Genomic DNA, 12,038 nt, shown 5'->3' with positions numbered 1-12,038 from the left:
ACGGGTGTCCGTGTCCTCGTGATGGGCCGCTTGTGTGTCACAAGAAGATCACGATTGTGGTCCGTATCACACACGCCTGACGGCGTCTCCGCGGCGGGACGACGACGGCCCGGTCCCCGAGCGGGGACCGGGCCGGTCAGGTGCTGTCGTGTGCTACTTCGAACCGACCTGCTCGATGACGGCGTCGGCGACCTCGCGCATGGTGAGGCGCCGGTCCATGGAGGTCTTCTGGATCCAGCGGAAGGCCTCGGGCTCGCTCAGCCCCATCTTGGTCATGAGGAGGCCCTTGGCGCGGTCCACGCGCTTGCGGGTCTCGAACTGCTCCGACAGGGACGCGACCTCGGCCTCGAGGGAGGTGATCTCCTGGTGGCGCGAGATGGCGATCTCGACGGCGGGCACCAGGTCGGCCGGGGTGAAGGGCTTGACCACGTAGGCCATGGCGCCGGCGTCGCGGGCCCGCTCGATCAGCTCCCTCTGGGAGAAGGCGGTGAGCATGACGACGGCGCAGGTGCGGGCGCCGATGATGCGCTCGGCGGCGGTGATGCCGTCCATCACCGGCATCTTCACGTCCATCACGACGACGTCGGGCTCGAGCTCCGTGGCGAGCGCGACGGCCTGCTCGCCGTTGCCCGCCTCGCCGACGACGTCGAAGCCGGCCTCGGTGAGGCTCTCGACGATGTCGAGGCGGATGAGCGTCTCGTCCTCGGCCACGACGATGCGACGCCGCTTCGCCGGCTCCTCCGCCGCGCCGGCCTCGGGGCCGGGCAGCTCGAGCTCGATCGCCCCGCCGTCCGCGGGGGACGCGGTGTCGTCGCTGGTGGGGGCCTCGCTGCGCTTCTTCGTGGTCACGGCGGTAAGCCTATAGCGCGTTCCGTCGACGGGCAGCCCGCGAAAAGCCCACGTGACGCGTTCAACACGGCCGCGACGGCCGTCTGGTGCTCCCGGCGGGACTCGAACCCGCATGCCTCTCGGCGCCGCATTTTGAGTGCGGTGTGTCTGCCAGTTCCACCACAGGAGCGTGGGGCGGGGCCACAGTAGCGTGGCCGGCGGCCGGTCCACGCCGACGCACGTCGGCCGGCCGGGAGTCCCCCGGCCGGCCGCGTCAGCGTGTGTCGCAGTCCCGGCGTCAGGCCTTGCTGTAGGTCTCGCCGATCTTGTGCACGCGGATCGAGTTGGTCGAGCCGACCTGGCCCGGGGGCATACCGGCCACGATGACCACCCGGTCCCCCTCCTCCGCGAGACCGGTGGTCTGCAGCAGCTGGTCGACCTGGTTGACCATGTCGTCGGTGTGGCTGACCGCGGGCACCGTGTAGGTCTGCACGCCCCAGCTGAGCGCGAGCCGGTTGCGCACGTCGGTGTCGGGGGTGAAGGCCAGCAGCGGGATGGGCGAGCGCAGGCGGGACATGCGCCGGGCGGAGTCGCCGGACTGGGTGAACGTGACCAGATACTTGGTCTCGAGCATCTCGCCGATCTCGGCCGCGGCGCGGGTGATGACGCCGCCGCGGGTGTGCGGGCTGGAGCCGAGCGGGGCGATGCGCTCGCCGCCGTTCTCCTCGGTGTTCTCCACGATCCGGGCCATGGTGCGCACGGTCTCGATCGGGAACTGGCCCACCGAGGTCTCGCCGGAGAGCATGACCGCGTCGGCGCCATCGAGGATGGCGTTGGCGACGTCGGAGGCCTCGGCGCGGGTCGGCCGCGGGCTGGTCACCATGGACTCGAGCATCTGCGTGGCGACGATGACCGGCTTGGCGTTGCGGCGGGCCAGCTCGATGGCGCGCTTCTGCACGAGCGGGACCTGCTCCAGCGGGAGCTCGACGCCCAGGTCGCCGCGGGCGACCATGATGCCGTCGAACGCGTCGACGATCTCGACGAGGTTCTCCACGGCCTGCGGCTTCTCGACCTTCGCGATGACCGGGACGCGGCGTCCCTCCTCGTCCATGATCGCGTGGACGTCCTCGACGTCCGCGGCGGAGCGGACGAAGGACAGGGCGATCATGTCGGCGCCGATCTTGAGGGCCCAGCGCAGGTCCTCCTTGTCCTTCTCGGACAGTGCGGGGACGGAGACGGCGACGCCGGGCAGGTTCAGGCCCTTGTGGTTCGACACGGGGCCGGGCACCTCGACGCGGGTGACGACGCGGGTGCCGTCGACCTCGAGGACGCGCACCCCGACCTTGCCGTCGTCGATGAGGATGCGGTCACCGGGCTGGCAGTCGCCCGGGAGGCCCTTGTAGGTGGTGGAGGCGAGCTCGGCGGTGCCGGGGACGTCCTCGGTGGTGATGGTGAAGGTGTCACCCTCCTTGAGGTCCTCCTTCCCGTTGGCGAAGTTGCCGAGGCGGATCTTCGGGCCCTGCAGGTCGACCAGGACGGCGACCGCGCGGCCCGAGGCCTGGGCGGCGGCACGCACGTTGCGGTAGACCGCCTCGTGCTCCTCGACCTTGCCGTGCGACCGGTTGATCCGGGCAACGTCCATGCCGGCGTCGACCAGCTCCTGGACCTTCTCTGGGGACTCTGTGGCGGGGCCGAGGGTGCACACGATCTTCGCTCTACGCATGGGCCCCAGCCTAGGGCCTGGCGGTCCCACGCCGCCCGTCGCAGCCCCCTGATGCCACCTGTTGCCGCCCGCCCGGGGGCCCGGAGGCCTGGGCCCCCGGGCCGCCGTCGGGCACTGCCCTGCCGCTGCGCGTGTCAGACCGAGACGGACACCGTGGACGGCAGCAAAGGCGCCGGAAGCTCGGTCTCGCCGCGCAGAAAGGCGTCGACGGCAGACGCCGCGGAGCGCCCCTCGGCGATCGCCCAGACGATGAGCGACTGGCCGCGCGCGGCGTCGCCGGCGGCGAAGACCCCCGGCACCGAGGTGGCGAAACTCTCATCGCGCAGGACGCGCCCACGCGCGTCGAGCGCAACGCCCAGCTGCTCGACCAGACCGGCCGCCGGCACGCCGGTGAAGCCGAGCGCGAGGAGCACGAGCTGGGCGGGGACGACCCGCTCCGTGCCCTCGATCGGCACGGCCACCCCGGACGTGCGGTCGACGTCGACGAGGCGCAGGTGCGTGACCTGCCCCCCGCCGACCGAGCCGTCGCTGAGAAACTCCACCGTCGAGGTGGCGTAGACCCGCTCACCGTTCTCCTCGTGGGAGGTGGAGACCCGGTAGACCTTCGGGTAGGTCGGCCACGGCTGGTCGGCGGGCCGCTCCGGCGAGGGCATCGGGTTGATGTCGATCTGGGTGACCGACCGCGCGCCCTGCCGGGTCGCGGTGCCCAGGCAGTCCGAGCCGGTGTCGCCGCCACCGATGATGACCACGTCCTTGCCCGTGGCGAGGATCTGACCGGGCACGTCCTGCCCCATGACGACCCGGTTGGCCTGGACCAGGTAGTCCATGGCGTAGTGGATGCCGCCGAGGTCACGGCCTGGCGCCTCGAGCTCGCGCGGCACCGTGGAACCGACGGCGAGGACGACGGCGTCGTAACGCTCGCGCAGGTCCGCACCGCTGAGCGCCCCGGCACCCGGACCTCCGACGTCCACCGACGCGCGGAACCGGGTGCCCTCGGCCTCCATCTGGGCGATGCGCCGGTCCACCTGCGCCCGGTCCATCTTGAAGTCCGGGATGCCGTAGGTGAGCAGGCCGCCGATCCGGTCGTCGCGCTCGTACACGGCCACCGTGTGGCCGGCGCGGGTCAGCTGCTGGGCGGCGGCCAGCCCGGCCGGGCCGGAACCGACGACGGCGACCGTCGAGCCGGTCAGCCGCTCCGGGACCTGCGGGTGCACCAGGCCGAGCTCCCAGGCGTTGTCGGCGATGGACTGCTCGATGTTCTTGATGGTCACCGGCGGCTGGTTGATGCCCAGCACGCACGCCGTCTCGCACGGGGCGGGGCACAGCCGCCCCGTCCACTCCGGGAAGTTGTTGGTGGCGTGCAGCCGTTCGATGGCGCCGGCCCAGTCCTCCTTCCGGGTCAGCTCGTTCCACTCGGGGATGAGGTTGCCCAGCGGGCAGCCGTTGTGGCAGAACGGCACGCCGCAGTCCATGCAGCGGGTGGCCTGGCGCACGAGCGCGGGGGCGTCCTCGGCGCGCCGCTCGTAGACCTCCTGGCTGTCCAGGATGCGCACGGGCACCGGTCGGCGGCGCGGGAGCTCCCGCTCGCGGTACTGCAGGAAACCTTGGGGGTCAGCCACGGGAAGCCTCCATGATGTTGGCCCACACGTCCGGCGAGCTCGGGTCGAGGCCGTCCTCGGCCGCCTTGACGAGCGCGGCGGAGACGGCGGCGTACTGGCGCGGGAGCACCTTGGTGAAGCGGGTGTCGAGGCCGGCGAGGTCGGCCAGCAGACCGGCCGCGACGGTCGAGCCGGTCAGCGCGACGTGCCGGCGCAGGAGGTCGACGACGATCGCGTGGTCCTCGGCGTCCAGCGGGGACAGGATCAGCTCCCCGCCCGCCAGCGCCGGGGCGTTGACCTGCTCGGTGCGCAGGTCGAGCACGTAGGTGGTGCCGCCGGACATGCCCGCCCCGAGGTTGCGGCCGGTGGGCCCGAGGATGACCAGGGTGCCGCCGGTCATGTACTCGGCGGCGTGGTCGCCCACGCCCTCGACGACGAGCGTGGCGCCGGAGTTGCGGACGCCGAACCGCTCACCGGCCCGGCCCCTCAGGAAGATCTCCCCGGAGGTGGCGCCGTAGGCGATGACGTTCCCGGCGACGACGTTCTCCTCGGCCGCGAAGATCGACCGCTCGTCCGGCCGGACGACGATGCGTCCGCCAGAGAGGGACTTGCCGACGTAGTCGTTGGCGTCGCCGATCAGCCGCAGGGTGATCCCGTGGGGCAGCACCGCGCCGAACGACTGGCCCGCGGAGCCGCGCAGGGTGATGTCGACGGTACCGTCGGGCAGGCCGTCGCCGCCGTACCGCTTGGTCACCTCGTGGCCCAGCATGGTGCCGACCGTGCGGTTGACGTTGCGGACCTGCGCCTCGATCGCCACCTTCTCCCGGCGCTCCAGGGCCGGGGCGGCGGCCGCGATGAGCTGGTTGTCCAGGGCCTTCTCCAGGCCGTGGTCCTGGTCTCGGACGTGCCGCAGGGCGGAGCCGGGCCGGGGCTCGACGGGCTGGAGCAGCGGGGCGAGGTCGAGGCCGGAGGCCTTCCAGTGCTCGACGGCCTGCTCGGCCTCGAGCAGGTCCACCCGCCCGACGGCGTCGTCGACCGACCGCAGCCCGAGCACGGCGAGCAGCTCGCGGACCTCCTGGGCGATGAACTCGAAGAAGGTCACCACGTGCTCGGCCCGGCCGGTGAAACGCTGGCGCAGCTCGGGGTTCTGGGTGGCGACACCGACCGGGCAGGTGTCCAGGTGGCACACCCGCATCATGACGCAGCCCTCGACCACCAGCGGGGCGGTGGCGAAGCCGAACTCCTCGGCGCCCAGCAGCGCGGCGACGATGACGTCCCGGCCGGTCTTCATCTGCCCGTCGGCCTGGACGACCACGCGGTCGCGCAGATCGTTGAGCACCAGCGTCTGCTGGGTCTCGGCCAGGCCGATCTCCCACGGGGCGCCCGCGTGCTTGAGGGAGGTCAACGGCGCGGCGCCCGTGCCGCCGTCGTGCCCGGAGATGAGGACGACGTCGGAGTGCGCCTTGGCGACGCCGGCCGCCACGGTGCCCACGCCGATCTCGCTGACCAGCTTGGTGTGGATACGGGCGGCGGGGTTGGCGTTCTTCAGGTCGTGGATGAGCTGGGCGAGGTCCTCGATGGAGTAGATGTCGTGGTGGGGCGGCGGGGAGATGAGTCCGACGCCCGGGGTGGAGTGCCGGGTGCCGGCCACCCACGGGTAGACCTTGTGGGCGGGGAGCTGGCCGCCCTCCCCCGGCTTGGCGCCCTGCGCGATCTTGATCTGGATGTCGTCGGCGTTGGTGAGGTAGTCCGCGGTCACGCCGAATCGGCCGGAGGCGACCTGCTTGATGGCCGAACGACGGCGGGGATCGTGCAGGCGGTCGGTGTCCTCCCCGCCCTCGCCGGTGTTCGACTTCCCGCCGAGCATGTTCATGGCGATCGCGAGGGTCTCGTGCGCCTCCGCGGAGATGGAGCCGTAGCTCATGGCGCCGGTAGAGAACCGCTTGACGATCGCGCTGACCGGCTCGACCTCCTCGAGGGGGACAGGGGTGGCCGCCTCCTTGAGCCGGAGCAGCCCGCGCAGGGTCATCAGCCGCTGCGACTGGTCGTTCACGCCCGCGGTGTAGCGGCGGAAGACGTCGTACCGGCGAGCGCTGGTGGAGTGCTGGAGCCGGAAGATCGTCTCGGGGTCGAACAGGTGGGCCTCGCCCTCCCGGCGCCACTGGTACTCCCCGCCCATGCGCAGGGTGCGGTGTGCCGGGGAGATGCCGGAGTGCGGGTGGGCGGTGGCGTGCCGGGCGGCGACCTCGGCGGCGATGACGTCCAGTCCCACGCCGCCCAGCGGCGTCGGCGTGCCGGTGAAGTACTCCGAGACGAGGTCCTCGGACAGGCCGATCGCCTCGAAGACCTGGGCGCCGCGGTAGGAGGCCACGGTGGAGATGCCCATCTTGGACATCACCTTGAGCACACCCTTGCCCAGGGCCTTGATCAGGTTGGTCACCGCCTGCTGGGCGTCCACGTCCACGACGCCGGAGCGCACCAGGTGCTCGACGCTCTCCATCGCCAGGTACGGGTTCACGCACGCGGCGCCGTAGCCGATGAGCAGGGCCACGTGGTGGACCTCGCGGACGTCGCCCGCCTCGACGATCAGCGAGATCTTCGTGCGGGTGCGGCGGCGCAGGGTGTGGTGATGCACCGCGGAGGTCAGGAGCAGCGACGGGATCGGGGCGAGGGCCGCCGTCGACTCCCGGTCGGAGAGCACGATGACGTTGCGGCCCTGCTCGATCGCGGCGTCGACCTCGGCAAAGATCTCCTGCAGGCGGGCCTGCAGGGCCGCCCCGCCCCCGGCGACCGGGTAGAGCCCGGAGATGGTGACGGCGGTGAAGTCGTGCCCCTTCCGCGGGGTCCGGCCGATGTTCTTGATCTTGGCGAGCTGGTCGTTGTCGATCGTGGGGAACGGGACGACCAGCTTGCGGGCGTGCTCCGGGCCGTCGACGAGGATGTTGGGCTCCGGACCGATCGCCCCGCCCAGCGCGGTGACCAGCTCCTCGCGGATGGCGTCCAGCGGCGGGTTGGTCACCTGGGCGAACAGCTGGGCGAAGTAGTCGAACAGCAGCCTGGGCCGGGAGGACAGGGGCGCGACCGGGGTGTCGGTGCCCATCGAGCCGATCGCCTCGGCGCCGGCGGCCATCGGCGCCAGGATCAGGCGCAGCTCCTCCTCGGTGTAGCCGAAGGTCTGCTGACGGCGGATGACGGACAGCCGGGAGTGGTCCACGTGGTCCCGGTCGGGCAGCTCCTCGAGGTGGATGAGCCCCTCGTCGAGCCACTGCTGGTAGGGCCGCTTGTGCGCGAGGGACCGCTTGATCTCCTCGTCCTCGACGATGCGACCGGAGCCGGTGTCGACCAGGAACATCCGGCCCGGCTCGAGGCGGCCCTTGCGGACGACCTTCTCCGGGGCAAGGTCCAGCACGCCGGACTCGGAGGCCAGGACCACCAGGCCGTCGTCGGTGACCCAGTACCGGCCCGGCCGCAGCCCGTTGCGGTCCATGACGGCGCCGATGAGGGTGCCGTCCGTGAAGGTCATGGCGGCGGGACCGTCCCACGGCTCCATGAGGGTGGAGTGGTACTCGTAGAAGGCCCGCAGCGCCGGGTCCATGGAGGCGTGGTTCTGCCACGCCTCGGGGATCATCATGAGGACGGCGTGGGGCAGCGACCGGCCGCCGAGGTGCAGCAGCTCGAGCACCTCGTCGAAGGTGGCCGAGTCCGAGCCGCCCGGGGTGCACACGGGCAGCAGCGGCGAGAGGTCGCCGAGGACGGCGGAGGTGAGCACGCCCTCACGGGCCGCCATCCAGTTCCGGTTGCCGCGCACGGTGTTGATCTCGCCGTTGTGGGCCACCAGCCGGAAGGGCTGCGCCAGCGGCCACGACGGGAACGTGTTGGTGGAGAACCGCGAGTGGACCAGCGCCAGCTCCGAGGTGAACCGCTCGTCGGACAGGTCGGGGAAGAACGGCCGCAGCTGCGCCGTGGTGAGCATCCCCTTGTACACGAGTGTCCGGGCCGAGAGCGAGGCGAAGTACAGGCCCAGCTCGCGCTCGACGCGCTTGCGCACCCGGAAGCTACGCCGGTCCAGGTCGAGCCCGGTGGCGGCGTCGGCGGCCGCACCGGCCGCACCGGCCGCACCGGCCGCACCGGCCAAGAACAGCTGGCGGAAGGTGGGCATGGTCGCAAGCGCGCTGGGACCGATCATCGAGGCGTCCACCGGCACGTCTCGCCAGCCGAGGACGTCCAAGCCCTCCTCGGCGGCGACGCTCTGGATGCGCACGACGGCCTCGGCGATCGCAGCCTCCCCCGCATCCGAACCGGGGAGGAACGCAGTGCCGACGGCGTACGAGCCCGCGGCAGGCAGGCCGAAGCCGGTGACGGCACGGAGGAACCTGTCGGGGACCTGCGTGAGGATGCCGGCGCCGTCGCCGGTGTTCTCCTCCGCGCCCACGGCGCCGCGGTGGTCGAGGTTGTGCAGCGCCGTCAGGCCCGCTTCGACGATGTCACGCCCGGCCCGGCCGCGGAGCGTGGCAACAAAGGCGACGCCGCACGCGTCGTGCTCGTGCGCGGAGTCGTACAGACCCCGCCGCTGCCGGGCGGGGAACGGGCCGGCGGTCGCCTCGTCGAAGTCCATGCGCGATCTCCTCACCGCGGAAGACCCGTTGCGGCCCACCGCATCGTCAAGCATGTTGATGCCGGTTTGGGGCGCCGTCGACCCGATGGTGGCGCGATATTACTCGCAGGTGACGCGCACGTGACGCAGCGTGTCCACATTCTTGACGCTCACACCCTGATGCGCAGGTTGCAGGCCCCAGACAAGAACGTCAGCGCCGGGGTGTCAAGGTGTCGAGGCGCGAGTCCACAGCCATGGATAACCAAGCATCGGATGTCAGTGGCCGTCGATAGCGTGCACATATGTTCGATGAAGAGCTGGACTGGGACGGCGCCGCAGGCGTGTCGGCGCCACTGGCGCGGATGCTGCTCGGGGTGGCGGCGGTGCCCGACTATCGCGCGGACATGTCCTACGCCGGGCCGGAGGGCTACCTCCCGCCGCGGCGCACCGCCCCGGGCACCACGAGGTCGGTGGGGTGGCGGCAGGCAGAGCTCGACCCGCAGCTCAGCGACTTCCAGCTGACCACGCTGGCCGCGATCCGCCTCGAAAGCCTGACCCCTGGGGCGGGCATGGTCGCCGTCCCGGGAAGCCTTGACGGCGCGGACGTCGACGATCAGACCCTGGTCGAAGCGATCGCCGCCCACGAACGGCTGATGGCCTGGGGCGCGGCGACCCAGGCCCGGCTCGTCGCCGAGCTGGTCGCCCGACGGCCGGCGGCCAGCCCGGGGCCGACCCCGCTGCACATGGCCGCGTTCGAGCTGCAGGCACGCCTGGGCACCACCCGCTACGGCGCGGAAGCCAAGGTGAGTCTGGCCGTCGAGCTGGAGAACTTCCCCAGGGTCGCCGACGCCCTGGCCACCGGGAAGGTCGACGTGAACAAGGCCAAGGTGCTGCTCCACACAACCCCGGGCCTGCCCGACGCCGAGCTGCGCCGTATCCACGACACCCTGCTACCCGACGCGGCCACCCTGACCGGGCCCCAGCTGCGCGACAAGCTCCGCCACGCCGCCCTCCTGGTCGATCCCGACGCGGTGGCCAAACGCCATGCGAAGTCCTTCGCCGACCGCACCGTGACCATCGAGCCGGCCTACGACGGCATGTCCTGGGTCTCGGCCCTGCTGCGGTGCGACGACGCCGAGGCCGTGCGCACGTACGTCGACGCCCTCGGCACGGCCGCGAAGGCTTCCGGGGATCGTCGCACCGCGGATCAGCGCCGCGCCGACGCCTTCCGCGACCTCTTCCGCACCTTGCTCGACCGTGGACTGGACCTCGACGGGGCCGAGCTTCCTATGTTCGCTCGCCGCCGCCCCCACCTGCAGGTCACCATCGGCGCCGGCAGCCTCCTGGGCCTGGACGACCAGCCCGGCCTGCTCGCCGGGTACGGTCCCATCTCCGCCGACCTTGCCCGCGAGATCGCTACCGACGCCACCTGGCAAGCCCTGTTCACCGACGCCACCACCGGCGAGGTCACCGCCGTGGGCACCAAGGTCTACCGGCCCGGTATCGTCCTGGCCCGTACTGTCATCGCCCGGGACGTGACCTGCACGTTCATGGGGTGCCGAATGCCTGCATACCGCTGCGACCTCGACCACACCCCCGAGTACGACGCCACCAAGGCCGCCACCGTGCAACAGACCCGGCTCGACACCCTCTACGCCCGCTGCCGATCCCACCACGGCGCCAAGACCATCAAGGCCCGGCACGTCGAACGAGATCCCGAGACTGGCGACTCCATCTGGACCGCCCCGACCGGCCACCAGTACCGACGCCGAGCTGACAAACCACCCGGCACCACACCACCGGATCCACCGGATTCCACCTCACGGGGCGCGCCGGTCACCGCGAAACCGCCACCACCGGACCCGATGCCACCGCCGCGTCCACGTGCGAGCGGCACCCCGGCTGAGGCAGGCGCGGACGACCCGCCGCCGTTCTGAGCGCGACCGACGGACGTGCGAAAAGCTCCACCGTAAGGGGGGTCGACCGCGATGAGAGACGGCTCACCGCACGAGGGTTTTGCTCAAGCCCGCCCGGACGGGCTGGCTGTGCCCGTCTCCGAACCGCTCTCGGTGCCCTCCTCAGGGGAAGTCGCGGAGGTAGGCTCCGGCGTTCGCAGGCCGGGCATGGCCGGTTCTCCCGTGTACGCCGCGGCCGTGTCCGACCCGGCCTCGCTCACCGTCATCGATCCCGGCCCGGCCTCGCCCACCGTGGCCGTGGGTGTCTCCGCTGCACGGTCGGCATCGTCGACTGCCGTCCCGCCCTCCTCGGCAGCGGCCGGCTCCCGACCCGGTAGCCACAGGCTCTCCTCCTGACCCCGCGTGCGCCGCCCGATCACAACGAAGAACGCCAGCGCCACGAGGAAGATCAGAATCGACGTCCACACATTCAGCCGGAGCCCTAGAACAATCTCGGCGGTGTCGATCCGCAGGTACTCGATCCACACCCGTCCGACCGTGTAAAGCATGACGTAGAGCCAGAACACCCGCCCATGACTGAGCCTGAAGCGCCGCTCGGCCCACAGGAGCACCGCCACCATCGCGAGGTTCCAGATGAGCTCGTAAAGGAAGGTGGGGTGGAACAAGGTGCCGGAGACGTAGCCGGGCACGAGGTGGGCGTCGTCGATCTCCAGGCCCCACGGCAGCGTGGTGGGCGCGCCATAGAGTTCCTGGTTGAAGTAGTTGCCGAGCCGGCCGATGGCCTGGGCGACGAGCAGGCCCGGGGCGAGTGCGTCGGCGAATGGGGCCAAGCGCAGCCCTCTGCGACGCATACCGATCCACGCCCCGACGGCCCCCAGGGCGACGGCACCCCAGATGCCCAGGCCGCCATTCCAGATCGCGAATGCGGCCCATGGGTCCCCGTCAGGGCCGAAGTACGGGTCAGGCGTAGTGATGACGTGGTACAGCCGGGCCCCGATGATGCCGAACGGCACCATCCAGAAGACCACGTCGATCGCCGTGTCTTTCGGGCCGCCCTTCGCGGTGTAGCGCCGGTCGAGGATCCACCAGGCGACGATGCCGCCGATGAGGATGGCGATGGCATAGGCCCGCAGTGGGACGGGGCCGAGGTGCCACTCCCCCTGCGGTGGGCTGGGGATCGACGCGAGGATCACGGGTGCAGAGTAGCCGGTCGCGACCGTGCCCCCGGGCGGGCGCTCACCTCCGGGCGATGGTCGAGACTGCGGCCTGAGCTACCGACGCCGACCCGTGAGCAACCGAGCGAAGCCGACGGCGCGGCTGAAACGAGCGACGCCCCCGGCGCGGCCGACACCAGCGACGCTTTCGGCATCACCGGAGGG

General features: G+C 71.5%; 6 protein-coding genes and 1 tRNA gene. 1 reads left to right on the top strand and 6 read right to left on the bottom strand.

Translation table 11 applies throughout. The features are described 5' to 3' along the window. Positions 1-153: 153 nt before the first annotated feature. From FE374_RS07520 to gltB, 5 genes are all read right to left on the bottom strand, one after another. A complete protein-coding gene (locus FE374_RS07520) occupies positions 154-768 on the bottom strand; it encodes an ANTAR domain-containing response regulator (RefSeq protein WP_456319098.1) in 615 nt (204 codons plus the stop codon). Between the two features lie 165 nt (positions 769-933). Continuing rightward, positions 934-1,018, bottom strand: a tRNA-Leu gene (locus FE374_RS07515). A gap of 108 nt (positions 1,019-1,126) precedes the next feature. Next, the gene (pyk, locus tag FE374_RS07510; RefSeq protein ID WP_139927934.1) at positions 1,127-2,551 is read right to left on the bottom strand and encodes a pyruvate kinase; all 1,425 of its coding nucleotides are present in this window, start codon (positions 2,549-2,551) and stop codon (positions 1,127-1,129) included. A 134-nt stretch (positions 2,552-2,685) separates the two neighbouring features. Next, positions 2,686-4,170, bottom strand: a complete 1,485-nt coding sequence (locus FE374_RS07505) for a glutamate synthase subunit beta (protein ID WP_139927933.1) — start codon at positions 4,168-4,170, stop codon at positions 2,686-2,688. After that, complete coding sequence (gene gltB, locus FE374_RS07500) at positions 4,163-8,764, bottom strand: glutamate synthase large subunit (protein WP_139927932.1); 4,602 nt, start codon at positions 8,762-8,764, stop codon at positions 4,163-4,165. Before gltB ends, FE374_RS07505 begins: the two co-directional genes overlap by 8 nt. A 281-nt stretch (positions 8,765-9,045) precedes the next feature. Between gltB and FE374_RS07495 the strand changes: the two genes are divergently transcribed. Then, positions 9,046-10,680 (top strand): DUF222 domain-containing protein, encoded by a 1,635-nt coding sequence (locus FE374_RS07495; RefSeq protein WP_139927931.1) that lies wholly within the window; start codon positions 9,046-9,048, stop codon positions 10,678-10,680. Between the two features lie 83 nt (positions 10,681-10,763). Here FE374_RS07495 and lgt read toward each other — a convergent pair whose 3' ends face one another. Then, a complete protein-coding gene (gene lgt / locus FE374_RS07490) occupies positions 10,764-11,852 on the bottom strand; it encodes a prolipoprotein diacylglyceryl transferase (protein WP_223173664.1) in 1,089 nt (362 codons plus the stop codon). Positions 11,853-12,038 lie beyond the last annotated feature (186 nt).

The organism is Georgenia yuyongxinii, from assembly GCF_006352065.1.
GTDB classification, from domain to species: Bacteria; Actinomycetota; Actinomycetes; order Actinomycetales; family Actinomycetaceae; genus Georgenia; species Georgenia yuyongxinii.
Note: the sequence above shows the minus strand (reverse complement) of the source record. Positions and strands in the feature narration are given on the sequence as shown.